Genomic DNA, 24,454 nt, shown 5'->3' with positions numbered 1-24,454 from the left:
CTAGAGTGAAGCGCTGACCGGTCCGTCCGACGTTTCCCGGGCGAATCGTGTCGCTGGACGAGGACTGTGCGCCAACGGGTTCGCCGCCGACGGCCCACGGATTTAGCTGGCACTTCTGTGCCGACGAAGGGACTTCATGCGCAAGTTGGTGGCGCGTCGCGCCGCGGTCAAAGCAGCCTCTCTCGGAGCCGCGGCGACCGTTCTCCTGGCCCCCTTGTCCGGCACGGCGACGGCGGAACCCGCACCGCCACAGCTCAGCGCGGATACCCTGCCCGCCGAGCTGGTCGAGGCGATCGCGCGCGATCTGAAGATGACGCCCACCGAGTATCTCGACCGCGCGGCCCGCGCCCAGCAGCTCAGGGATTACGCCCGCGACTTCCGCTCCGAGCGCCCCGAGTCCTACGCGGGCGCGTGGATGAGCGCCGACGGCAAGCCCGTCGTCGCGGTGACCTCGCCGGATGCCGCCAGCATCGCCGCGGCCGACGGCTACCAGACCCGGCTCGCCCCGGTCTCGGCGGACAGCCTGGAAAGCTCGCTGATGCAGCTCAACCAGTGGATCACCTCGTTGCCGCGCGAGCTGTCCGAGGCGATCAACTCGGTCGCCATCGACTTCCTGAACAGCCAGCTGGTGCTCAGCGTCGCGAACACTCCCGCGGGTCACGTGCTGAACCTGCCGACCCTGATCGCCAACATCAAGGTCATCCTCTCTCCGGGCAGCGGCGGCCCGGCCGAGCGCAGGCCGATGGGCGGCGACACCTACATCAGCGCGCCCAGCTCCCTGCACGACTCGTCGCTGCGCAACGTCGACGTCTGCTCCTTCGGCTTCAACAGCGTCGACGACGCGGGCAACGCGCTCAACATCAGCGCGGGCCACTGCGACCCGAACCTTGGCAAGCCGAACCAGGAGGCGGGCGTCTACCTGCCCAACCTGAAGGACCTCCCGAACAGCCCCGAGCTGGGCACCTTCGTGCAGGCGACGCTGGGCGGGCAGAACGCGCTGGACTACTCGGTGATCAAGCTGAACGAGCGCGCCGTCCGTGCGGGCATGGACCAGCCCTCGGTGCGTGGCGCCAACGGCACCACCCTGTCGATCACCGGCACCGCCGACCCGATCACCGGCGCTCCGGTGTGCAAGTCGGGTCAGTCGTCCACGTTCACTTGCGGTTTCGTGGTCGCGGACCGGGTCGAGACGCAGCTCTACACCGCCGACGGCGAGAGCAAGACGATCCGCGGCTTCGCCAGCTCCGCCTGCACCCTCGGTGGCGACAGTGGCGGCGCGATCGTCTCCGGCACCCTCGCGCTCGGCATCACCAGCGGTTCGAACGCCGCCGACGCACCGGACTGCAACGAGGCGAACCTGGCGCTCGCTCCGTACGGCGGCACCGCCTCGCTGGGCATTCCCATCCGCGCGATCCTCGCCGACATCGACTCGACGGCGGGCGGCGGGCTCGGCAGCGGCATCCAGGTGCGGACTCGGCCGAACGCCGGATAGCCGATAAGTCCGATTCGGGCAAAAATGGGGTCCCGGTCGGGTGGGAATACCGGCCCGGACCCCATATAGTCTGGTCATGCTCCTGCCACGTATAGGTCAGTTCCGATCCGCTGCGCGACAGACCAGGTTCCGGAAATCAGTGATCGCCGCCTCGGCGGCGATCTTGCTGTTCGGGCCGACGGCGGCAGTGGCGAACGCGGAACCCGCCCCGGGCCTGCCCGCGGACCTCATCGCCGCGGTCACCCGTGATCTGAAGATCTCCCCCGAGGAATACCTGCGCCGTGCCGATCTCGGCCAGCAGGTCGCGGCCTTCGCCACGTCGGCGCAGCGCCAGTACCCGGAGGTCTTCGGTGGCGCTTGGCTCGACGACGCGGGCAAGGCCGTCGTCGCGATCGCGCAGGGGCCGGGCGCGGAGGAAGCGCGCAACGCGGCCGCGTCGGCCGGGTTCGAGGTCCGCAACGTCGCCAAGAGCGAGGCCGCGCTGCGTGGCGAGAAGAGCGCGTTCGAGCGTTGGCTGGAGGGCCAGCCCGAGGCGGTCGCCGCCTTGGTGCGCGGCGTCGTGATCGACACGGTCAACAACAGCATCGCGGTGCGCGTGGACCAGGCGGGTCTGCCGATGCCCAGCTTCGTCGACCCGGCGCGGGTCATCGTGATCGCGCCGCCGGTGGCGGCCGAGCAGCTGCCGCAGGGCACTGCCATCGCCGAGGGCGACAACCAGGCCGCGCTGGCGGGCGGCGACGGCTACGCGTCGGTGGGCGGCGGGAGCCAGCTGCGCTGCTCGTTCGGTTTCAACGGCACCGACCGGGCGGGCAACGTCGTGAACATCTCGGCGGGCCACTGCAACCCCGACCTCGACAACGCCTCGGCCGTGCACGAGCTGCTGCCACGGGAGACGCGCGGCGCCCAGCTCGGCGTGTTCCAGAAGTCGGTGCTGGGCAACCAGGACTACTCGATCATCCGGATCAACGACGCCTTCGTCGGCCGTTTCAGCAACAACAGCGTGCGGGTGCCCGGCGCCGCGCCGATCGCGGTCGACGGTGTGGCCACCCCGGTGGTCGGCGCCCCCGTCTGCAAGTCGGGTTCGCGCACCGGATTCAGCTGCGGCATCGTCAACGCCGTCGACCAGACCGTGCAGGTCGGCGATCGTGAACTGACGCAGAGCTTCTCGGCCAACATCTGCGCCCTGCCCGGCGACAGCGGCGGCCCGATCGTCACGGGACGGCTCGCGCTCGGCATCTCCAGCGCGTCGTCGGTGGCCGACTACCCGATCTGCGAGATCCCCAACTTGATCGGCGCGCTCACCGGCAACACGCCGCAGCTGTTCGCGCAGCCGGTCAGCGTGGTCCTCTCGGACAACCCGGGGCTGCGCATCCGCACCAACTGACCTTCGGGGTCCACGGAAGGCCGTCGACGTTCGCGTCGGCGGCCTTCGTCGTTGGCGGTGTCGTTCGACCGCGCACGGCCGCAGCGAAGGCGAAGGTACGCCTTTTTACTGTTTCCAGCACCGGTTTTCGCTGCCCTTTCCGATGACCGGGCGGCGGGTGTTCCGGCATTCTGGACCAATGTGTTTGGTGTTGATCGGCTGGCGCGCACACCCGGACTACCGGTTGATCGTGGCCGCCAACCGGGACGAGTTCTACCTCAGGCCTACCGAATCCATGCGGTGGTGGCCGGAGGTGCCCGGACTGCTCGCGGGCCGGGACACGGGCGCGGTCGGCAGGGCCGAGGGCGATCCGCCCGGCACCTGGCTCGGCACGACCGTGGCGGGCGCACACAATCGCTTCGCCGCGGTGACCAACGTCCGAAATCCGAATGACGCACGGATCGGCGCTCGTTCACGCGGCGCGCTGCTGATGGATTTCCTGCGCGGCGGCGACGACCGGCATCCCTGCGGCGAATTCCCCAGCCCGGAAAAGTACGTTCGCGAGGTCGCCGCGGCGCCCGACGACTACAACGGCTACAACCTCGTCGTCTCGGATCTCGCTGCGCTGTGGTGGCATTCGAACCGCAGCGCGAATCCTCCGCAACCGCTCGCTCCCGGCTTCCACGGGCTGTCCAACGGCACTTTTGTCACATCGGCGGAGGCGGTGCCCGGCGCCGAACTGGAGGCGCCGCAGCGAATCTGGCCCAAGGTGCGGGACGGCCTGACCGAGCTGCGCAAGGTGGTGGAATCCGATCCCGGTGCGGTGGACCGGTATTTCGACGTCCTCTCCGATCGCACGGAGGCCCCCGACGACGAGTTGCCGCACACGGGCGTCCCGCTGGAGATGGAGCGGGGGTTGTCGGCACGGTTCATCGCCAACGAGGTGCACGGCACCAGGGCCAGCACGGTGCTGCTGGTGCGCGAGAACGGCACGTTCGAGACGGCGGAGCGGTCCTACGGTGAGAGGGGGGTTCGGTTGGGGGCGGTCACTTTCCACGGCTCGCTGGAGTTGCCCGGCTGAGCCACTGAAGCGCTGCCGCTCGCGGCGCTGAGCCTGGGGCGTTGGTGCGCTGTGGCAGACCTACCCGCGCAAACGAAAACCGGCCCGCTCCCCGAAGGGAACGGGCCGGTCGGCTGTTCGGAGCCGGGTCAGTTCGCGGACTGACCGGCCTTCGGCTTGTCGGCCCACTTGGTGGTGCCTTCCGGAGCCTGGAGGGTGTTGATCAGGTCCATACCCGCGAGGGCCAGAGCCGGACCGCCGAGCGCGATGGTGCCCAGGATGCCTCCGATACCGGCGAAGGCGGCGATAGTCGGAATCGCCGCGATGCAGCCGATAATCGTGGCGCACTGGACGATGCCGACCGCCGTGCCGATCAGACCACCGGCAACCACACCGATCGCGGTGCCGAGGAAGCCGCCGACCGCCGTCGCGATGCCGAACTGGCTGGCGAACTCGTTCTGCGCACGCTGGTTTTCCATCGGAGAGGCAACCGGCTTGACGGCCAAGCTCACCGCGTCGACCTTCGTGGCCGCCTTCTTGTCGGCGGGGATCGCGGTCTGGTCCGGAGTCAGCTCGAGGACCTTGCCGTCGTTCTTGACCTCCGGCTTCACCGGCACCGCGATGTCGGCGACCTTGAAGGCGAGCGGCAGCTCGAGCACGGTGTTGCCCGCATCGTCCTTGACCAGGTAGAGGTCATTTTCCTGGACGTCCTCGGACGACTTGGCGAGCTCGAAGGTCCCCCCCTTGAGCGTCGTCACCACCGTCTTGTCCACAAGCTTGACCGAGTAGTCGATGCCCTCGGCCGGTGCGGGTGCGGCAGGTTCGGCGTGAGCAGTACCCATACCGATGGTCATCGCGCCGACGACCAGCGCGGCAGCCGCGGTGGTTCTGCGGAGATTCAATTCAGTTTCCAATCCATCAGGTGTCGTTGTCCGCGCGCCGCGCTTACACACGCGAGAGCGCTCATTCAACCCGAAAGGCGGTCGGCCCCTTCGGATTCTCCCCGAGCGGTGTGACGAAGGCGTAGCAAACAGAACGCACGTGAGCGTAATCGAACGAACGCCCAGAAGCGAGATCGATAACAAAACACGCCGAGTAAGCCTGTCCTTACCGAATAGGACGACTTGCTCGGCGTTTACGGTGGTGACCGGCCGGTCTCACAACGAACCACCAAGAGTTCATGTGAGATTGATCACAGGTAAATTTCAGGTCAAGCCCCAGTAAGCAGGGTTACGCCTCAAATACCGATCGTACGATAGACACCAGAAGTTACCGGTGGGTAACTTACTGGCGGTTACGATACGAGCCAACCGGTGCTGCAGGCCTGCCGCACCAGAACGCTCGTGTTGCCTCAAAGAAAGGTCGCGACATGAATGCCCTGACAGTGACGCTGGGCACGATTGGGGCGACGCTCAGTCTGCTGTGCTGGGCGTCGTTCTTCGGCGGCGTCAGGAACATCGCTCGCACCATCATGGTCGGACAGGGCGCGCCGGATCGGTGGCGACCGTTCTTCCCGCGCTTCAAGCAGATGCTGATCGAGTTCCTCGCGCATACGCGGATGAACAAGTTCCGCACCGTCGGCTGGGCGCACTGGCTCGTCATGATCGGCTTCATGGGCGGCGCCATGTTGTGGTTCGAGGCGTACGGTCAGACCTTCGACCCCGAGTTCCACTGGCCGATCATCGGCGACACGGCGATCTACCACCTGTGGGACGAGATCCTCGGCATCGGCACCGTGGTCGGCATCGGCACGCTGATCATCATCCGGCAGCTGAACCACCCGCGCCTGCCCGAGCGCCTGTCCCGCTTCAGCGGCTCGAAGTTCGCACCGGCCTACGTCATCGAGGCGATCGTCCTGCTCGAGGGCCTCGGCATGATCTTCGTGAAGGCCGGCAAGATCGCGACCTATCACCACTCCAACGCCGCGACCGACTTCTTCACCATGCAGGTCGCCAAGCTGCTGCCCGCGAGCCCGACCCTTGTGTCGATCTTCGCGTTCATCAAGCTGATGTCGGGTATGGCCTTCCTCTACCTGGTCGGCCGCAACATCACCTGGGGCGTGGCCTGGCACCGCTTCTCGGCCTTCCCGAACATCTACTTCAAGCGCGAGGACGACGGCGGCGTCGCCCTCGGCGCGGCCAAGCCGATGATCTCCAACGGCAAGGTCCTCGACATGGAGAACGTCGACCCCGACACCGACACCCTCGGCGCGGGCCGGATCGAGGACTTCTCCTGGAAGGGCATTCTCGACTTCACCACCTGCACCGAGTGCGGTCGCTGCCAGTCGCAGTGCCCCGCGTGGAACACCGGTAAGCCGCTGTCGCCGAAGCTGCTGATCATGTCGCTGCGCGACCACACCTACGCCAAGGCGCCGTACCTGCTGGCTGGTGGCCGCAAGGACATGGGCGGCGACGAGGTCGGCCTAGTCGACGCCGAAGGCAAGCCGAACGAGGCCGCGCTGGCCAAGATCTCGGAAGCGGCCAAGGCCGAGGCCGAGCGTCCGCTGGTCGGCGGCGAGGACGTCAACGGCATCATCGACCCCGAGGTGCTGTGGAGCTGCACCACCTGTGGCGCGTGCGTCGAGCAGTGCCCGGTGGATATCGAGCACGTCGACCACATCATCGACATGCGCCGCTACCAGGTGCTCATCGAGTCGGAGTTCCCCTCCGAGCTGGCGGGTCTGTTCAAGAACCTGGAGAACAAGGGCAACCCCTGGGGCCAGAACGCCAAGGACCGCCTGAACTGGATCAACGAGGTCGACTTCCAGATCCCGGTCTTCGGCCAGGACGCGGACAGCTTCGACGGCTACGAGTACCTGTTCTGGGTGGGTTGCGCTGGCGCCTACGAGGACCGCGCCAAGAAGACCACCAAGGCCGTCGCCGAGCTGCTCGCCACCGCGGGCGTGAAGTTCATGGTGCTCGGCCAGGAGGAGACCTGCACCGGTGACTCGGCCCGTCGCGCGGGCAACGAGTTCCTGTTCCAGCAGCTGGCGGCGCAGAACATCGAGCTGCTGAACTCGGTGTTCGAGGGCGTCGAGGACCGCAAGAAGAAGATCGTCGTCACCTGTGCGCACTGCTTCAACGCGCTCAACAACGAGTACCCACAGGTCGGCGGCACCTACGAGGTCGTGCACCACACCCAGCTGCTGAACCGCCTGGTGCGGCAGAAGAAGCTGATCCCGGTCGCCTCGGTGACGCAGAACGTGACCTACCACGATCCCTGCTACCTGGGCCGGCACAACAAGGTCTACAACGCGCCGCGTGAGCTGATGGAAGCCTCCGGCTCGACCCTGGTCGAAATGCCGCGGCACGGCGAGCGCTCCATGTGCTGTGGCGCCGGTGGCGCGCGCATGTGGATGGAGGAGCAGCTCGGCAAGCGCATCAACGTCGACCGGGTGGACGAGGGTCTGTCGACCCTCGCGGCGTCGAACGGCTCCGGGCCGGGCAAGATCGCGACCGGTTGCCCCTTCTGCCGCGTGATGCTGAACGACGGTGTCACCGCGCGTCAGGAGAAGGGCGAAGGCGAAGGCGTCGAGGTCGTCGACGTGGCCCAGCTGATGCTGGACGCCATCGAGCGCGTCGAGCCCGCCACGCTGACCGCGAACCTGACCGTCATCCAGGAGCCCAAGGCCGAGCCGGAGCCCGAGCCGGAACCGGAGCCCGTCGCCGTGGCGACCGAGACCCCGGCGCCCGCCAAGGCGGCGCCGACCGGTGGCGGCCTGGCCATGAAGGGCCCCGCGAAGGCGCCCGGTGGTCTGGGCATGAAGGGTGCCGCCAAGGCGCCGGGTGCGAAGGCCGAAGCGGCTCCGGCCGCGGAAGCAGCCGCGCCCGCCAAGGGTCTGGCCATGAAGGGTCCGGCCAAGGCTCCCGGCAAGGGCCTAGGTATGAAGGGCGCCGCCAAGGCGCCGGGTGCGAAGGCCGAAGCGGCTCCGGCCGCGGACGCTCCGGCCGCCGAGGCTTCGACCGCTCCCGCCGCGCCCGTCAAGGGCCTGGCCATGAAGGGTCCGGCCAAGGCTCCCGGCAAAGGCCTTGGCATGAAGGGCGCCGCCAAGGCTCCCGGTGCGAAGGCGGCTCCGGCTGCGGAGGCCGCTGAAGCTCCCGCCACGGAAGCGCCCGCGGCCCCGCCCGTCAAGGGTCTGGGCATGAAGGGTGCGGCCAAGGCGCCCGGTGGCAAGGGTCTGGCGATGAAGGGTGCCGCGAAGGCGCCCGGCGCGAAGGCCGCGGCCCCCGCCGCGCCCGCGGAGCCCGCTGCGGAAACCCCTGCCGCGGCACCGGCTTCGGCTTCGGCTCCCTCCGAGACCAAGCCGACCGTCCCGGCCAAGGGCCTCGCCATGAAGTCCGGCTTCAAGCGCCCCGGGCCCAAGGCCCCCGGCGCCGCCGCGACCCCGGCCCCCGCCGAACCGGCTGCTGCCGAACCGGCCCCGGCCGCGGAAGCCCCGGCCGAAACCCCGCAGCCCGCACCGGAACAGCCCACCAACGGCACCTCCGGCAACGGCGCCGCCGTCGCACCGCCGACCGCCAAGCCAGGCGGCCTCGGCTTCAAGTCGGGCGCGAAGGCCCCGGGCCGCAAGAACTGACACGGTCCCCAACTGAACACAGCGCTCGGCCCGGGTTCGATCGGAACCCGGGCCGAGCGCTTTCGGGTGCGGCTGACGATCGCGCTCTGCGCCCTACTCCGTCTCCTTGGGATGCCCGGGGAGGCAGCGCTCGAGCAGCACGCGGCCCGCGGTTCGGCTGCCTTTCGGCGCGTGTTCGACGAAGTACCAGAGCCGTCCGCCGTCGCTGAATTTGTATTGGTAGCGCTCGTAGGTTTGGCCCTGGTAGCCGCCGTAGCGCAGCTCGCCCTTCAACGGGTACAACCTCGCCGACCGGACCTCGGGTGCGCGGGTCAGCAGGTCCCAGGCGTCGACCATCGCGTTGCGCGCCGCGGCGAGGCAGTCTGTCCAGCCTTTCTGCGCTTCGCTGGTGACGAAGACGATCTCGTATTCGGTGCGTTTCAGTGGCCTAGTGACATCCCGTCGCTTGCTCACTCGTCGCCCTCGGGGTTCGGTACCGGGACCGGTTCGTCCAGGTAATCGAGGTCGGAGGCGTCGACGCGGATGCGGGGGTCCGCGTAGGCGGCTGCGGTGTCGCGCCATGCGGCGAGCGTCGCGCTGAGCCCCGAGAGGCGGCCGACCGAAAGACCGCCACGGGCGTTGTTCAGGAAGTCCGCGACGAACTCCGGCCGCTGGTTCTCGGGCAACAACTCGATCCACGGGAACGCGATGGTGAGCCGGTCGACGAGCCGGTCCAGCAGCTCGTCGTCCATCGCCAGGGCGAGAAGTTGGGTCAGCGCGCCGAGCGTCTCCTGGGTCGCGGCGGCCTCGGCCGCATCCGATAGCCGTACTGGCGGTGCGGAACGACGAACGAGGGTCACATCCCCGTTCTCCTCCATCGCCTCGATGACCCGATTCGGGTCACGTAGGAACTCCGACCATGTAGCTGTCGCACCCATGCGACAAGTATGTCAGAACTAGTTCTGATGTCACTCGGATAGCGCTGACGGCCTTGTCAGCCGCGCGTAGCGGGCGCGGTGGTGGTCGGTGGTGCCGAATTCGCGTTCCAGGGCGGTGAGGCGTTTGAAATAGTGGCCGATGGCGAGTTCTTCGGTCATGCCCATGGCGCCGTGCAGTTGGACGGCGTTCTGGCCGATGAAGCGGGCGGCGCGGCCGATGGTGACTTTGGCGGCGGAGAGAGCGCGGGCGCGGTCGGCGGGGGCGGCGGAGAGGGCGTGGGTGGCTAGGTGGGCCGCGGCGATGGACTGCTCCAGTTCCATGTACATGTCGACCATGCGGTGTTGCAGGGCCTGGAAACTGCCGATCGGCACGCCGAATTGCTGGCGCTGCTCGGCGTATTCGACGGTGTCGCCCAGCACTTTGCGCAGACAGCCGACGGCTTCGGCGCAGATCGCGGCGATCGCGACGTCCACCGTCGGTTCGATCGCGTCCCACGCCGCGCCTTCGGCGCCGAGCAGCGCGTCGGCGGGGAGCCGGAACCCGGTGAAGACGAGGTCGGATCCGACACGATCGTCGATGGTGCGGTAGGAGTGCACCTCGACTCCGGCGGGCGGATGCGCCGCATCGAATTCGGTGAGGAACAGGGAGATTCCGGCGCGATCGCGCCGCTCACCCGCAGTGCGCGCGGTGACGAGCAGATGGGTAGCGAGCGGCGCGCTGGTCACCACGCATTTGGCTCCGTCGAGCACCCACGAGTCGCCGTCTCGGCGCGCGACGGTGCTGACGTCGTGCAGCGTCGGACCGGAAGTCGGTTCCAGCGACGCGAACGCGGTGCGCACATCGCCCGCGACGATCCCGCGCAGCGCTTCGTCCGCCCGCGCGCTTCCGGATCGCTCCAACAGACCGGCGCCGACCACAACGGTGTCGACGAACGGCTCGACGACCAGCGCGCGACCCAATTCCTCGGCGATGACCATCAATTCGGCAGGGCCACCGCCCATTCCGTCGACCCGCTCGGGCAGCGTCGCGCCGAGAATCCCGAGCTCCTCGGCGAATCCGCGCCAGACGGCGGGCTGCCAGCCCTGCGCGGATTTGGCGGCGGCCCTGCTCTTCTCCAGGTCGTAGCGGACGCCGAGGAATCCGGCGACCGCGTCACGCAGCAGCTGCTGCTCCTCGGTGAGTGTGAAGTCCATCAGAGCCCCAATGCTGCTTTGGCGAGGATGTTTCGCTGAATCTCGTTGCTACCGGCGTAGATCGATCCGGCGCGGTCGTTGAAGTAGCGCAGCGGCGCGACCGCCTGCCAGTCCGCGCCGCTGTGGTAACCGTCTGCGGGCGGCGCGAATTCGGCGATCGGGCCGCCCGGTGCGGTGGCATGCGGCTGGTAAACGCGACCGACGGGGCCCGCGCCGTCCAGCGCGAGTTCGGTCAGCTGCTGACTCAGCTCGGTCGCCAGGATTTTCAGCATCGACGAGGCGGGACCGGGGTCCTTGCCCTGCCCCATCGCCGAAATGGTCCGATACTCCAGCACTTCCAGCACATCGGTGCGAATCCTGACGTCCGCCAAGCGCAGAGCGAAGCCGGGATCGTCGATGAGCGGATTCCCGTCCGGGCCCGGCTGCCGCGCCGCCGCCTCGGCCAGCTCCTGACCCATGACCTGCAGCATCGGCGCCGCCGCGCCGCCGCGCTCGTGCACGAGCAGGTATTTCGCCACCGTCCAGCCGTCGTCGACGCGGCCGAGCACATTGCTCTTGGGCACCCGGACGTTGTCGAAGAACACCTGGTTCTGCACCTGCTCGCCGGAAGTCATCACCAGCGGCCGGATCTCGATGCCCGGGGTGTTCATGTCGATGAGCAGGAAGGTGATGCCCTGCTGCTTCTTGCCCGTGCGCGAGGTGCGCACCAGGCAGAAGATCCAGTTGGCCTCGGTGGCGTGGGTGGTCCAGATCTTGCTTCCGGTGCAGACGAAATCGTCGCCGTCGTCGATCGCCGCCATGCTGAGCGAGGCCAGGTCCGAGCCCGCTTCCGGCTCCGAATAGCCCTGGCAGAAGAAGATCTCGCCGGTCAGGATGCGCGGCAGGTAGAAGGCCTTCTGCTCCGGGGTACCGAAGGCGATGATGGCGGGCGCGACCATCCTGATGCCCATCGGCGACAGCGTCGGCGCGCCGGCGAGCGTCGATTCCCGGCTGAAGATGTAGTGCTGGGTCAGGCTCCAGCCGCACCCGCCGTGCTCCACCGGCCAGTGCGGCGCCGCCCATCCGCGCTCGTGCAGGATCCGCTGCCACTCCATGCTGGCCTCGTGGTCCGGATAGACGCTAGTCGCCAGCCGCCCGGCCCGCCGCAACTCCGGCGTCAGCTTCGCGTCGAGAAAACCCCGTACCTCGTCCCGAAAGGCCAGATCGGCCGCTGACCAGTCGTAATCCATCTGTCCTCCCGGCGGGGTATGCCACGGTGCACCACTATTGGCCAACGGCCAACATGTCCCCAATGTAGGACGCCCGCCGCCGGGAAATCAAACTGAAGCACCTTGCCCTCAGTTTAGACACGTAGGTCCGGTCCCTGGCCGCGGCAGAAAGATCGTCTTCGTGAATTTCCAGACGATGTCGGGCGTCGGCGCAGAACCTACGGGGTCTCTTCCGGTGGTTCGAGGCGGAACCCTCCGCCCGGCAGAGCGCTTTCAGCCGCAGGTTCTCGTCTCGCCGTACTTCACGACGGACAGCACCGCATCCCCTTCGCCAATCAACACACCCGGCGCCGGATTCTGGCCGATGACGATCCAATTCCGGTCCATGATCTGCATCCGGCCCGCGCCGGTGGCGTCCGTCGACCGCGAGTAGAAGACGCCCGCAGCCTGAATAGCGTCCTGCGCCGCCTGCAGATTCATGCAGACGACGTTGGGCATCGGCACTTGCACCGCGGGCGCGGCCACGGCAGTGGTCCTCTGCGTGCTGGTCGGTCGAACCGCCTCGGACGTGGGCACGGCCGCGACCGGCACCCGCGCGGCGGATGTCGGCACGGCGGCGACGGGAGCAGCAGCGGGCTCGACCGACTTCTCTCGCTCGCCGCCGCCGAGCGCGGTTCCGATCAATCCCACGAACAGAATCGCCCCGAAAACCGCTGCGACCCAGATCCACCCCGGTACTCCTTTCTTGGGCGGCCCATACGGCCCGCTACCCTGAGGACCGAAATTCCCGTGCGGTTGCTGCGTCGGGTAAGCCATGGATGTATCCCCTGCTCGTAGTCGGTCGCGCGACCTCTGGTGGCCCGAAGGCGGCTCCCCCCGACAGGAGTCGTCGTGCGTGCAGACATATTGCACCCCGGGCGGCAAGCGCACGTGGGTTTTGTAGGAACTACTACCTACAAATTTGCCCACAGTCTGCTCGGAGCAGAATCAGCAGTTCTCGAAGAAAGCCTTTGTGTACCCGGCGGATTGGTAGACATAGTCGTACGCCCACCGGAGCGCCGAAAGATCCGGTTCCGGATCGACGAAGAGAAGCTCACCGTCCCAACACTTTTCGAGAATGAACCGGGCGCGGGAGATGTGCGGGGTGAAGGTGACGACGATGACGCGGCGCCATCCTTCGGCGCGCGCGCGGCGAGCGAGCTCGCGTCCCTCACCGCGGGTGGTGCGCGGGGACGGATCGAAGCAGATGACGTCGAAGCGGTAGCCGCCGTGACAGATGCGGTTCATCCGCGCGCTGTACTCGTAGGGGTCGGAGAACAGCACCCGTGGCGCGTAACCCGCCGCGGCCAGGCGCAGGCCGAGCTGCTCGCGGCCATCGTGCGCGCCGCCGAGCACCAGGATCGCGTCGGCCGGCGCGGGCGGATCGGTGCGCGGCCGGACATAGACCGGCCAGAGCGCGACGACAGCGACGACGAGCACCGCGACGAGACCGATCACGGCACGGGTCACCGAACGTCGTCGCACGCCTTCGATCGTATCGGCACCGCATCACCGCAGGTCACCGCCGCCGAGCGGAGGCTGTTGCCACCTGTACACCTGCTGTTGCCGTGACCCTTGCCTCACTGACGTGGCGCGGCCACCGTGGGGGCTTACCAATCGATCATGCGATGCACAGTCTTCGGAACCGGGTACCTGGGGGCCACGCACGCCGCCTGCATGGCCGAACTCGGGCACGACGTGATCGGGGTGGACGTCGATCCGGGCAAGGTGGCGAAGCTGTCCGACGGCGTGGTGCCGTTCTACGAACCCGGCCTCGAGGAGGTGCTGCGCCGGAATCTCGACGCGGGCAGACTCAGGTTCACCACGTCCTATCCGGAGGCGGCCGCGCACGCCGACGTGCACTTCCTCGGCGTCGGCACGCCGCAGAAGAAGGGCGAGTACGCCGCCGACCTGAAATACGTGCACGCCGTGGTGGATACGCTCGCCCCGCTGCTGGAGCGGCCCTCGGTGCTGATCGGCAAGTCGACCGTTCCGGTGGGCACGGCCGCCGCGCTCGGCGCGCGGGCCCGGGAGCTGGCGAGCACCGACGTCGAAGTGGCGTGGAATCCGGAGTTCCTGCGTGAGGGTTTCGCGGTGCAGGACACGCTGCGCCCCGACCGCCTAGTGCTCGGCGTCGACCGCGCCAGGGACAACGCCGCCTGGGTCGAGGACCTGGTGCGCGAGATCTACGCCGATCTCATCGCGGCCGAGGTCCCCTTCCTGCTGACCGATTCGGCCACCGCGGAATTGGTGAAGGTCTCCGCGAATGCCTTTCTGGCGACGAAGATCTCGTTCATCAACGCTGTCTCGGAAGTCTGCGAGGCGACCGGCGCCGATGTCACCGTGCTCGCCGACGCGCTCGGCTACGACGCGCGCATCGGTCGCCGATTCCTCAACGCGGGCTTGGGGTTCGGTGGCGGCTGTCTGCCCAAGGACATTCGAGCCTTCATGGCGCGCTCCGGCGAGCTCGGCGCGGACCACGCGGTCGCCTTCCTGCGCGAGGTCGACAACATCAACATGCGCCGTCGCACCAAAGTGGTGGACATGGCCGCGAAAGCTTGCGGCGGTTCGCTGCTCGGCGCGAACGTCGCGGTGCTCGGCGCGGCCTTCAAACCGGAATCCGACGACGTGCGCGACTCCCCCGCGCTGAACGTCGCGGGCATGATCCAACTGCACGGCGCGGTGGTGACGGTGTACGACCCTAAGGCACTGGAGAATTCGCGCCGGGTCTTCCCCACCCTGAACTACGCGACCTCGGTGGCCGAGGCGTGCGACCGCGCCGACGTGGTGCTCGTGCTCACCGAGTGGGACGAGTTCACGGCGCTGCGTCCGCGAGATCTGGATCGGGTGGTGCGCGGCAGGTCGATCATCGACGGTCGCAACTGTCTCAATCGTGCCACCTGGAGAGAGGCGGGATGGGTGTACGCCGGACTCGGCACACCGTAGAGTTGCCTGGCGAGGCCGCGCCGGATTTCCCGATCCTGCCTGCCTCGTGTGCGACTGAGCGCCGCCGGTAGGGTCCCGGGAGCGGGTCGCGTCCTTGGCGACGCGGGCTCGCTTTGTCGTGAAGCGTGAAACGAGATGGGCAGCTGATGAGTTCGGTACTGGGGGTTTCGGTGGGGGCCGGCGCTGTCCGTATGGCGCGACCGCACGCCGGTAATCCCCCCGGGCACGTCACTCCCGACGCCTTCGACCTGCAGACCATCCCGGTGACCCAGCACCACGCGGAAGAACTCGCCGCGGAGGCGGTCGGCGTCACGCTGGCGACCCACCAGATCGGCGCGACCGCGTTCGCCTATCGCAGCGAACAGCAGGCCAGGGCGGTCCGCGCCGCCATGGCGCGCCAGCAGATCACCAACTACGAGCTGGTGCCCGAGGTCTTCGCCGCGCTCGAATTCGCCCAGGCCACCGGCGATATCCGCGGCATCTCGTCGTTGGTGGTCTACGACCTCGGTAGCACCGGACTCTCGGTGAGCGTGGTCGACACCCAGACCAGGGAGGTCAGGCACAGCGAGCGCACCAGCGACATCAGCGGCGACTACCTGGATTCGCTGATCCGCGAACAGCAGATCGCCTCGGGCCGCATCGCGCACCCGCAGGACCCGGCGGGCCTCGCCGCGCTGGACGCGCTGTGCCGGGAGGCCAAGGAACAGCTGTCCAGCAATACCGCGGTCGCGCTGCCCAGCGAGCAGGGACTGGTGCTGCTCGCGCAGGAGAACTTCGAATCGCTGATCATGCTGGCCATCGAGTCGTCGGCGCGGATGGCGCGGGATGTGATCGTGCGTTCCGATCGTCCGGTGCACGGTGTGCTCGCGATCGGCGGTTGCGCCAGGATTCCGCTGATCGGCAAGGTGCTCGAGCGTTGGATGGGCGTGCCGGTCATCGTGCCGGAGAGCCCGGAGACGGTGGTCGCGCGCGGTGCGGCGCTGCTCGCGAGACCGGTCCGGCCCGCGGCCCCGGTCGGTGCGCCGAGTCCCGCCCCGAGCCAGGCGCCCACGGGCGGCTACCACGACGAGGATCTCTCACCGGCCTGGCTGTCCGCGCCGCCCAAGCGCCGCCCGAAGCGCCCGAAGGGTAGACCGCAGCCGGACGACGTCGACGATATCGACGGTCTCGCCGAGGACTGGCTCGCCGCCAACCCGCGCCGCCACGAGAAGCGCGAATTGAACGGCGCCGTGCTGACCGTCAGCGCGTTGGCCGTCGTCGCCGCGATCGGACTGGGCCTGGGCTACGGACCTCAAGTGCTGGAACGGGATTCGCGGAGCAGCGAGGGCTCGACGTCGGTCTCGCCGAGCGGCGTGCCGCGCACCACCACCCTCGATCCACAGATCGCGGTCGCACCGGCCACCACGACGGAGACCGAGGAATCGGTCGCCGCCCCGCCCCCGCGCCGTCAGACGACCACGACCCCGCCGCCCACCCAGGGTCCGAACACCTTCGTCGTCCCCGGCCTCCCCCCGATCGTGGTGCCGACCATCCCGCCCGAGGTCTTCCCCTTTCCGCCCCCACCGCCCCCGCCGGGCTGAACAGCGCCAGCCCTCACCCCCGCGAGTGCCGCCCGTGCCGAGGCGCGGGCGCGGCCACCTTCTTGTGCCCGAACGGCCGCGCGAGCAGCGCCGCGATACCGGTGGTCAGCGGCACCGAAAGGGCCAGCGCGATACCACCGACCGAGGATCGCGCGATCTCGATGGCGACCGCGTCGCCGGCGAGCACGTCGCGGATCGAGCGGCCCGCGACGCTGAACAGCAACAGCAGCGGCAGCGCACCACCGGCGTAGGCGAGCACGAGGGTGTAGACGGTGCTGGCGATGTGGTCTCGGCCGACCCGCATGGCGGCGGCGAAAACCTCCCGACGCGAGGCGGATTCGTCCAGGGCGGCCAACTCGAAGGCGGCCGAGGCCTGGGTGATGGTGACGTCGTTGAGCACACCGAGCGAACCGATGATGAAGCCCGCGAGCAGCAGGCCCGTGATGCTGACGTGCTCGATATAGGTGGCGACGTTGGTGTTCTGCTCCTCGGACAGACCGGTGAGATGGGTCATCTCGATCACAAGCCAGGACAGCCCCGCGGCGAGCAGCATCGCCGAGAGCGTGCCGAGCAGCGCGGAACTGGTGCGCAGGTTGACGCCGTGCGCGAGATACAGCACGGCGTAGAGAATCAGCGACCCGGCCGTCAACGCGACCGGAATCGCGGGCTTGCCGTCCAGCAGCGCGGGCAGCAGGAACATCACCAGCACCGCGAAAGCGAACCCCAGACCGATCAGCGCGCGCACACCGCGCCAGCGCGCCACCACGATGATCACCACCACGAAGGCGAGCGCGATCAGCGTCAGCGGCAGCCCGCGCGAGTAGTCCTCGAAGGAGTACAGCGGGGTGCCGTTCGGATCGGTCTGCCGGACCAGCCGGATCTCGTCACCGGCGCGCAGATCGGGTTGCCCTGGGCCCGGCGCGATTTCGAGCAGCGTCTTGTTGCCCTCGTGCGGACCGGAGTCGATGGTGATAAGGCTGCGCTGGCAGGTGTAGGCGTTGGTGCGCGGCGGCTCGGGCTTGTCGGCGAACACCTTGCCGATGGACGGGCTGCCGCACGGACCGACGTCCTGCGCGATGACCGTGCCCGCCTCGGTCACCACCGCGCCGCCGCCCGCGTTCTGCATCGGCAGCGGAATCTCGACGTGCTGACGGCTCGGCCACAGCCAGATCGTGGCGATGACAGTGATCACGCCGATGACGGCGAGCAGCCCGACCACGACGCGCGCGGCGGTGTCGCCGATCGCGATCGGGCCGGAGTGATCGTGGTGGTGGTGATGATGGTGGTCGCTCACCGGGTTCCTACCTGTCCGTCGTGGCCCCGGACACTCGTGCCGGACGGCAAGAGCTTGCTTCCCCGAGGCAGCTGCGCGGTGCCGAGCTTAAAGGATGTCATTTTCAAGATCAGGTTGCCTGCCCAGCACCACCGGGACACAACCAGAACATCGACACGCGATAACTGATCTCGCGAGATCCGGGTAACTCACCGGGTACGGGCCAACTCGACCACCCACCTACCGCCAGCCGCCAACGCAAACCACCACGCACCTGAGTCTGGCCTTATACGCGGAGAGGCGGAATTGCGGGACGGGGCGGCGGAGAGCAGGGGGATGTCTCCGCCGCCCGCAGGCCGGCGGCCCAGGGGGGTAGGCGGCCGAACCCGAGGCCAGGTTGCCCAGGGGGGGTAGGCAACCCGACCGGGCACTCGAAGTGCCAAGAGCCACTGTACACAAAAGTTGCTCTTTTGCGCTAGCGGGTCTTCAAAACTCGCTTCTATCCATACATTCGGTATGTTTCCGGCCCAGAAGCGGGGCGATTCGGCCCTAAAGGCCCGCGACGCAGATCACTGTCGATAGCTCGCCAAGAAGTTGCCGAATCGCTCGATCGCGACCGCGAGGTCGCGCGCCCACGGCAGCGTGACAATCCGCAGATGATCGTGGTTCGGCCAATTGAAGCCGGTGCCCTGCACCATCAAGATCTTCTCCTGGAGCAACAGATCCAGGACCAGCTTCGAATCGTCGTGGATGTCGTACACATTCGGATCCAGCCGCGGGAACGCGTAGAGCGCGCCCTTCGGCTTGACGCACGACACACCCGGGATCATGTTCAACCGCTCCCACGCGACGTCGCGCTGTTCGAGCAGCCGCCCGCCGGGCAGAATCAGGTCCTCGATGCTCTGGTGCCCGCCGAGCGCGACTTGAATCGCGTGCTGCGCGGGCACATTCGGGCACAAACGGGAGGAGGCGAGCAGGTCGATGCCCTCCAGGAAGCCCGCGGCGTGATCCTTCGGACCGGTGATGGCCAGCCAACCCGAGCGGTATCCGGCGACCCGGTAGGCCTTGGACAGGCCGTTGAAGGTCAGGCACAGCAGGTCGGGCGCGAGGCTGGCCAGCGAGATGTGCTTGGCGTCGTCGTAGAGGATCTTGTCGTAGATCTCGTCGGCGAGCAGCAGCAGCTGGTGCTTGCGCGCCAGGTCGACCAGCTGCTGGAGCACCTCGGCCGAGTAGACCGCGCCGGTCGGGTTGTTCGGATTGATCACCAGCAGCGCCTTGGTCTTGTCGGTGATCTTCGACTCGATGTCGGCGACGTCGGGCTGCCAGCCGTTGGACTCGTCGCACAGGTAGTGCACCGGGGTGCCGCCCGCCAGGCTCGTCATCGCCGTCCACAGCGGGTAGTCCGGCGCCGGGATCAGCACCTCGTCGCCGTTGTTCAGCAGCGCCTGCATGGTGATGGTGATCAGTTCGGAGACGCCGTTGCCCAGGTAGACGCCGTCCACGTCCAGTTCGGGGAAGCCGGGCACCAGCTCGTAGCGGGTCACGATGGCGCGCCGAGCCGACAGGATGCCCTTGGATTCCGAGTAACCCTGGGCGTAGGGCAGCGCGGCGATGATGTCGCGCATGATCACATCGGGCGCCTCGAAACCGAACGGCGCCGGATTGCCGATGTTCAGCTTGAGAATGCGGTGGCCCTCCGCCTCCAGCCGTGCCGCGTGCGCGTGTACCGGTCCACGGATTTCGTAGACGACGTTCTGCAGCTTCGTCGACTGCTCGAGAACGCGCGGCGGATGGTGGGGGAGATGACTCGGGCTCACCTTCCCATGGTGCCATCCCCTCGCAAGGGCATTCGACAGTGCGTCAAGGTGCGGAATTGCCGGGCGGGATGCCCTTGGCCGCGGTCGAGCCGCAGAACTCCTCGATGCGTTCGTCCAGGAAACGGGCCTCGACGGCGTCGCGGAACGCGGGCTGGGCGATCCGTCTTCGCACTCCGGTCAGCCGCTCCTCGAGCTGGGCGATGCGCTTGTCCTCGGCCAGTCCGAGCACCGGGTGCAGGGCCTCGGCGGCGCCGTCCAGGCTGCCGTTGATCAGATGCGCGGCCGCGCAGTCCACCCGGGCGAGCGCCTCGGCGCCATAGGAGCGCTTCTCCGACGGACCGTTCGAGTAGAGGTCGATGGCGCGCTCGGTCGCGGTGAGCGCGGGCTCGGCCTGGCCGAGATGGATATAGGTGGCGCCCGCGTAGTACTGGGCCTTGGCGTCGGGGAAACCGAAGACGCCGCCGACCCCGTCGTGCAGGTCGTCGCTTGCGGCCTGCTCGCGCGCCTCGTCGGCGGCGCGGATGCAGCGGTCGGTGTCGGCGGCGCTGCCGATCTTGGACCAGATCCTGGCCTCGATGTTGAGCAGCCGGACCTTGGCGGTCGCCGAATCGGCGAAGTCCTGCCCGCTCTGCGCGAGCAGCACGGCCCGGCGCGGACGCTCCGACCAGTACTCGATGAGCGCGTGCATGCCGCGCGTCCAAGCGCGCAGCCCGTTGTGCCCGCATAGCTCGGCGTAAGCCCATGCCGCTCTGGCCTGCTCGCCCGCCGCGTCGTAGTAGCCGAGGTCGGTGCTCGCGTTCGCGAGCAGGCCGGACAGCGTGCCCGCGAGCAGATACAGGTGGCTGGTGTCGGCCGGGCGCTGATGACCCTCGAGCAGTCGATACACCCGGCGCCGGACCCGAAGCATCTCCACCATCATCGGAACCGGCGGGATGTGCACGTATTCGTTCGCGATGCGCGTGACATCGGCGTCGAGCTGTTCCAACGTGGACGCACCCACATTGGTGCTCTCGGCCCGGCCTGCGTGTTCGCTGGCCTCGTGGGCAGCCGCCATGATCAGATCCCTCTCCGAAATAGCTGCTAACGCATCACCTCTCATCGCACCGGCGTCTATGAGAGCAAGAAGGTCCGCGTCGCTCGAATAACTCGCACGCGCCCCCGCTGCGGAACGCACGTCGAATCCGGCGGCAGATCCATCGACCGGCGATTCGCCGGTCAGCGCCGCAAACCGTGCCCGCACAACCTCGTCGGACCTGGCAAGGGATGTATCGAGCGCGGCTTGGTTGACGGGACGCGGATGGACTCGGTCGCCCCCCGCCTCCCACTTGGACACCAGGCGTTCGTGGACACCGAGATGCGCCGCGAATTCCCGGATACTCATCCGCTTGGCATCGCGAAGGGCGCGGGTCTCTCTACCTGACCAGTGCCGGACCACGATGTCATCCCTTCCGCACGAACTTTCATCCAGGGTACGAGGGCCGAGTGGCGACTGCCACACATAATTCCTAGTTGCTATGGGCGCTGCGGGTTTTGGCGGCTCAGGTCGGCGAGGTCCTTCCGGTCAAGGGCAGCGGATTGGCAGTAGAAGGCGGGCATGGGGGCGATGCCGAGTCGCGGTCGATGGCCCGACCCTGGTAGCAGGAGGCAAGGAGTTGGCCGTGAACGTGGACAAACTCAGGACAGTCGAGGATTGGGTGGCCTTCTACCGGCACGAGTACGGGCTACCGGTGACCGAGCGTGGCGGTTTCGTGATGCTGCCCATCAGCGGCCGAGTCTGCGTCGTTCATCTGCCGACCGTCCGGGCCGAAAAGGTCAGGGCGGCACTGGAACAGCAGGGGACGAGGGGTCCCATGCTGGCCAGGCAGATCCGTTGGAGCTTCCTTGCCGAGCCGGACAGCCGTCCCGGCGCGCAGGTGCTGGAGGTGCTGAACCGTCTGGATATCGGGATACCTGCCATCGGCAGTGCGGTGATGTTGCCGACGGGGCTCGGACGCTTCACCCGGGAAGGGTGCTTCTGGGTGAACCCGCCGAGCCGCGGCGACACGCTTCCGCCGCTGTCCGCCGTCGTCACGACGGCGCTGGCGGTGGGAGCGGGCGGCGGGGACTGAATGCGTCGTCGGTCCTCGCCGCCGATCGGCGGCCGAATCCGCCCCCTTTGTTGGCAGTCGGCGGGGCGGATTCGGTCGTGGGTCGCGGGGTGCGCGGCCTACCGCGATTCCGCGGCGTCGACCACCTCGGTCGGCAGCGGGAAGTTCAGGTAGGAGCGCGAAGGAGTCGGCCCGCGCTGGCCTTGGTACTTGGAACCGGCCACCGCGCTGCCGTACGGGTGCTCCGCGGGGCTGGTCAAACGGAGCAGGCACAGCTGGCCGATCTTCATGCCGGGCCACAGGGTGATCGGCAGGTTCGCGACGTTCGACAGTTCCAGCGTGATGTGGCCGCTGAAACCGGGATCGATGAAGCCCGCCGTCGAGTGCGTGAGCAGGCCCAAACGGCCGAGACTCGACTTGCCCTCCAGCCGCCCGGCCAGGTCGTTCGGCAGCGTGCACACCTCCAGCGTGGAGCCGAGCACGAACTCGCCGGGGTGCAGCACGAACGGTTCGCCCGGACCGGGCTCGACCAGGCTGGTCAGCTCGTCTTGGCGCTGCGCGGGATCGATGTGGGTGTAGCGGGTGTTGTCGAAGACGCGGAACATCCGGTCCAGGCGAACGTCGATACTCGACGGCTGGATCAGGCTCTCCAGCAACGGTTCGACCCCGAGACGCCCAGCGGCGATCTCCGCACGGAGGTCACGATCGGAAAGCAGCACGGCACGAGCGTAGCGTTCGGCGAATCGGGTCCTTCGGCGGCACGGGTGCGGGCGAAGCGGCCGCCGTTCTTCAGTTAATTCTCAGCGCGAGCGGGCAACCTAGGAACAGTGAACTCGAATCTCCGCAGAACGGTGCCGACGCTCATCGCGCTCGGTGTGCTGCTCGCGGCTTTCATCACCGTGCTCACCCGCAATGTGCTCGACAGCAGCGGGCTCGCGACGATGGACCCGGAGATCTCCGGCTGGGCCGTCGACAATCGCAACGGGGTGCTCACGCCCACCGCGCAGATGGCCAGCAACTGCGGTGACACCTTGTCCATGACGATCCTGACCGTGATCGTCTGCGTGGCGCTGCTGCGCGAGCGCGACCGGTTGCGCGCCGTACTCATCGCCGTGACCGGGCTCGGGGCCGCGCTCATCGTCGCGATCGCCAAGCGACTCGTCGGCCGGGAACGCCCGCCGGTCGCCGATCGCCTCGCGGTGGAGAACAGCCTGTCCTATCCGTCCGGCCACAGCACGGGCACGTTCGTGGTGGTCGGGATCGTGGCCATCGTGCTCATCCCCAAGCTGGCGCACGCGGCGGCCAGAGTCGGTGCGGCGCTGGTCGCGGTCCTGTTCATCGCCGCCGTCGGCGCTTCCCGTGTCTACCTGGGCGTGCACTGGCCCACCGACGTGCTGGCGGGTTGGACCATCGGGGCGCTGTGGATCCTGCTCTGCCTGGCCGTGTTCCGCTACCTGACGCTGCGTTCGGGGGCCGCCGCTACAGTCGATCCGTGCCACGAACAAAGCGGATCTCCGACAGCATCGTCGTCGCGATCGACCCGGTGACGGCTTACGACCGGGTCAGCGACGTCACCCAGATCCACCGCTGGAGCCCGGAGAACACCGGCGCGGTCGTCGCCGAGCCAGGCGCGCCGGCACGCGTCGGCATGCGCTTCGTCGGCACCAACGTCCGCCGCGGCGTGCGCTGGTCCACCGGCTGCGAGGTCACCGCCGCCGACCGCGGCAGCCGCTTCGCGTTCAAGGTCCGCCGCTACGGACTGCGCAAACCGGTCCTGCGGGTCGCCATCGCCAGCTGGGAATACCGCTTCGAGGCCGTGCCCGAGGGAACCATGATCACCGAAACCTGGACCGACGACCGCCGCGGCTGGCCCGACCTGCCGACCCTCTGGTTCGACAAGCTCGCCACCGGCAAGCCGGGGTTCGCCGAGTTCCAGCACGGGAACATCCGGCGCACGTTGCAGCGGTTGAAGGCGGACTTGGAAAGCGCGTCCTGATCCCCGCCTCGCTCGCCACCATCCGCACGCGTGACCTGCCACAAGCTTCGCAGCGAGTAGAACCGTGCGGACCGCACGAGCCCCCGCCGCCGTCCTCATCCGCCCCGACGGCTACACCGCTTGGGCCACCGACGATCTGGCGGCCGACGGCCTGACGAAAGTCCTCCGGAACTGGACCGATCCCGTGGCGGCTCTCGCCCACTGAACCACCGGCACGATCGACTTGCTGGCTCGGCGGATGCGATGGAGCGCGAGATTTGGGGAAGACCGACCGCCCTGAATCCGACCGAACGGCACGGGCGACACCGATCAGCTCGCGGGCGTCGGCTGTCTCGCTGCCGCAGCATCAGCGCAGGTCAGGGCCTTCTAGCTCGACTTTTCCCACCGCAACGCCGCTTCTGCTACAGTCTCGGGTGGTACCTCGGTACCGCGCCGATGTAGTTCAATGGTAGAACTTCTGCTTCCCAAGCAGACAGCGCGGGTTCGATTCCCGTCATCGGCTCAGCTATTCGAAACCCGCTGCCCCGCAGCGGGTTTCGTCGTTTCCGGGGCTACTCCGTCTGGGCCCAGGCGGCGATGGGCATGGTGAGGTAGATGCCGAAGTCGGCGAGTGGGGTGTGGTCGGTGATGGCGCGGTGGAGGGCGTCGACGCGGGATTGGCGGGTGGCGGCGCGGGAGTCGAAGTACTTGGAGCGGATCTCGATGACCGCGTCGAGGCCGCTGCGGTCGTAGGGGCCGAGGGGGCGGAAGCGGAGTTCGACGTCGCCGGGTTGGAGGTCGCCGTCGTAGGGCTCCTCGGGGCACTCCACAGCGACCGAGACCAGGTGCGGGAGGTGCTCGGCGAGTGCGTGCAGGGTCGACTCGGGGACGTGGGGGGCGTAGGTCACCTCGACTAGGGGCACCGGC

Annotated in this window: 22 protein-coding genes and 1 tRNA gene; 11 read left to right on the top strand and 12 right to left on the bottom strand. The window is 68.1% G+C overall.

Going from position 1 to position 24,454, the window contains the following annotated elements:
* Window positions 1-136 precede the first annotated feature (136 nt).
* From AB0H49_RS18925 to AB0H49_RS18915, 3 genes are all read left to right on the top strand, one after another.
* Window positions 137-1,492 (top strand): S1 family peptidase, encoded by a 1,356-nt coding sequence (locus tag AB0H49_RS18925; protein WP_354998577.1) that lies wholly within the window; start codon window positions 137-139, stop codon window positions 1,490-1,492.
* A gap of 139 nt (window positions 1,493-1,631) precedes the next feature.
* Window positions 1,632-2,876 (top strand): S1 family peptidase, encoded by a 1,245-nt coding sequence (locus AB0H49_RS18920; protein ID WP_354998576.1) that lies wholly within the window; start codon window positions 1,632-1,634, stop codon window positions 2,874-2,876.
* A 178-nt stretch (window positions 2,877-3,054) separates the two neighbouring features.
* Window positions 3,055-3,936 carry an NRDE family protein gene (locus AB0H49_RS18915; RefSeq protein WP_357253041.1) on the top strand — a complete coding sequence of 294 codons (882 nt, stop codon included), beginning with the start codon at window positions 3,055-3,057 and terminating at the stop codon, window positions 3,934-3,936.
* A gap of 128 nt (window positions 3,937-4,064) precedes the next feature.
* On the opposite strand, the gene AB0H49_RS18910 is transcribed toward AB0H49_RS18915, so the two are convergent.
* Window positions 4,065-4,817: a hypothetical protein gene (locus AB0H49_RS18910; protein ID WP_357253038.1), complete on the bottom strand. Its 753-nt coding sequence runs from the start codon at window positions 4,815-4,817 to the stop codon at window positions 4,065-4,067.
* Window positions 4,818-5,284: 467 nt separating this feature from the next.
* On the opposite strand from AB0H49_RS18910, the gene AB0H49_RS18905 reads away from it, so the two are divergent.
* Window positions 5,285-8,491, top strand: coding sequence for a (Fe-S)-binding protein (locus AB0H49_RS18905; RefSeq protein ID WP_357253035.1), 3,207 nt, complete (start codon window positions 5,285-5,287; stop codon window positions 8,489-8,491).
* 93 nt (window positions 8,492-8,584) lie between these two features.
* Here the strand turns inward: AB0H49_RS18905 and AB0H49_RS18900 are convergent, their stop codons facing one another.
* The 6 genes from AB0H49_RS18900 to AB0H49_RS18875 form a co-directional block, all read right to left on the bottom strand.
* Window positions 8,585-8,944, bottom strand: a complete 360-nt coding sequence (locus tag AB0H49_RS18900; RefSeq protein WP_357253032.1) for a hypothetical protein — start codon at window positions 8,942-8,944, stop codon at window positions 8,585-8,587.
* Window positions 8,941-9,408 carry a hypothetical protein gene (locus AB0H49_RS18895; RefSeq protein WP_357253029.1) on the bottom strand — a complete coding sequence of 156 codons (468 nt, stop codon included), beginning with the start codon at window positions 9,406-9,408 and terminating at the stop codon, window positions 8,941-8,943. The genes AB0H49_RS18900 and AB0H49_RS18895 overlap by 4 nt, the downstream gene beginning before the upstream one ends.
* 30 nt (window positions 9,409-9,438) lie before the next feature.
* A complete protein-coding gene (locus tag AB0H49_RS18890; protein WP_357253026.1) occupies window positions 9,439-10,602 on the bottom strand; it encodes an acyl-CoA dehydrogenase family protein in 1,164 nt (387 codons plus the stop codon).
* Complete coding sequence (locus AB0H49_RS18885) at window positions 10,602-11,831, bottom strand: acyl-CoA dehydrogenase family protein (protein ID WP_357253023.1); 1,230 nt, start codon at window positions 11,829-11,831, stop codon at window positions 10,602-10,604. Before AB0H49_RS18885 ends, AB0H49_RS18890 begins: the two co-directional genes overlap by 1 nt.
* A gap of 252 nt (window positions 11,832-12,083) precedes the next feature.
* Window positions 12,084-12,626, bottom strand: coding sequence for a hypothetical protein (locus AB0H49_RS18880; RefSeq protein WP_357253020.1), 543 nt, complete (start codon window positions 12,624-12,626; stop codon window positions 12,084-12,086).
* Between the two features lie 171 nt (window positions 12,627-12,797).
* A complete protein-coding gene (locus AB0H49_RS18875) occupies window positions 12,798-13,334 on the bottom strand; it encodes a YdcF family protein (RefSeq protein WP_357253017.1) in 537 nt (178 codons plus the stop codon).
* 138 nt (window positions 13,335-13,472) lie between these two features.
* Between AB0H49_RS18875 and AB0H49_RS18870 the strand changes: the two genes are divergently transcribed.
* Window positions 13,473-14,795: a UDP-glucose/GDP-mannose dehydrogenase family protein gene (locus AB0H49_RS18870; protein WP_357253014.1), complete on the top strand. Its 1,323-nt coding sequence runs from the start codon at window positions 13,473-13,475 to the stop codon at window positions 14,793-14,795.
* 146 nt (window positions 14,796-14,941) lie between these two features.
* Window positions 14,942-16,375 carry an Hsp70 family protein gene (locus AB0H49_RS18865; RefSeq protein ID WP_357253011.1) on the top strand — a complete coding sequence of 478 codons (1,434 nt, stop codon included), beginning with the start codon at window positions 14,942-14,944 and terminating at the stop codon, window positions 16,373-16,375.
* A 13-nt stretch (window positions 16,376-16,388) separates the two neighbouring features.
* Here AB0H49_RS18865 and AB0H49_RS18860 read toward each other — a convergent pair whose 3' ends face one another.
* From AB0H49_RS18860 to AB0H49_RS18850, 3 genes are all read right to left on the bottom strand, one after another.
* Window positions 16,389-17,669: a YibE/F family protein gene (locus AB0H49_RS18860; RefSeq protein WP_357253008.1), complete on the bottom strand. Its 1,281-nt coding sequence runs from the start codon at window positions 17,667-17,669 to the stop codon at window positions 16,389-16,391.
* Between the two features lie 548 nt (window positions 17,670-18,217).
* Window positions 18,218-19,465, bottom strand: a complete 1,248-nt coding sequence (locus AB0H49_RS18855) for a pyridoxal phosphate-dependent aminotransferase (protein ID WP_354998563.1) — start codon at window positions 19,463-19,465, stop codon at window positions 18,218-18,220.
* A 43-nt stretch (window positions 19,466-19,508) separates the two neighbouring features.
* Window positions 19,509-20,519 (bottom strand): XRE family transcriptional regulator, encoded by a 1,011-nt coding sequence (locus AB0H49_RS18850; RefSeq protein ID WP_357253005.1) that lies wholly within the window; start codon window positions 20,517-20,519, stop codon window positions 19,509-19,511.
* 604 nt (window positions 20,520-21,123) lie between these two features.
* Here AB0H49_RS18850 and AB0H49_RS18845 point away from each other — a divergent pair.
* A complete protein-coding gene (locus tag AB0H49_RS18845; protein WP_354998561.1) occupies window positions 21,124-21,573 on the top strand; it encodes a hypothetical protein in 450 nt (149 codons plus the stop codon).
* 98 nt (window positions 21,574-21,671) lie between these two features.
* Here AB0H49_RS18845 and dcd read toward each other — a convergent pair whose 3' ends face one another.
* On the bottom strand, window positions 21,672-22,271 hold the full coding sequence (gene dcd / locus AB0H49_RS18840; RefSeq protein ID WP_354998560.1) for a dCTP deaminase: 600 nt from the start codon (window positions 22,269-22,271) through the stop codon (window positions 21,672-21,674).
* A gap of 108 nt (window positions 22,272-22,379) precedes the next feature.
* On the opposite strand from dcd, the gene AB0H49_RS18835 reads away from it, so the two are divergent.
* The 4 genes from AB0H49_RS18835 to AB0H49_RS18820 all read left to right on the top strand — a co-directional run bounded on the left by AB0H49_RS18835 (window position 22,380) and on the right by AB0H49_RS18820 (window position 24,050).
* Entirely contained in the window at window positions 22,380-23,099 is a 720-nt protein-coding gene (locus AB0H49_RS18835) for a phosphatase PAP2 family protein (protein WP_357253001.1), read from the top strand.
* Window positions 23,045-23,548, top strand: coding sequence for an SRPBCC family protein (locus AB0H49_RS18830; protein WP_357252998.1), 504 nt, complete (start codon window positions 23,045-23,047; stop codon window positions 23,546-23,548). Before AB0H49_RS18835 ends, AB0H49_RS18830 begins: the two co-directional genes overlap by 55 nt.
* 64 nt (window positions 23,549-23,612) lie before the next feature.
* Window positions 23,613-23,753, top strand: a complete 141-nt coding sequence (locus AB0H49_RS18825; RefSeq protein ID WP_357252995.1) for a hypothetical protein — start codon at window positions 23,613-23,615, stop codon at window positions 23,751-23,753.
* 226 nt (window positions 23,754-23,979) lie between these two features.
* A tRNA-Gly gene (locus tag AB0H49_RS18820) sits at window positions 23,980-24,050 on the top strand.
* A gap of 49 nt (window positions 24,051-24,099) precedes the next feature.
* On the opposite strand, the gene AB0H49_RS18815 is transcribed toward AB0H49_RS18820, so the two are convergent.
* On the bottom strand, window positions 24,100-24,450 hold the full coding sequence (locus AB0H49_RS18815) for a hypothetical protein (protein WP_354998557.1): 351 nt from the start codon (window positions 24,448-24,450) through the stop codon (window positions 24,100-24,102).
* Between the last annotated feature and the right edge of the window lie 4 nt (window positions 24,451-24,454).

Source organism: Nocardia sp. NPDC050713 (assembly GCF_040654315.1).
In the GTDB taxonomy this organism is placed as follows: domain Bacteria; phylum Actinomycetota; class Actinomycetes; order Mycobacteriales; family Mycobacteriaceae; genus Nocardia.
The sequence above is the reverse complement of the archived record's forward strand: the minus strand, read 5'-3'. Positions and strand labels throughout refer to the sequence as shown.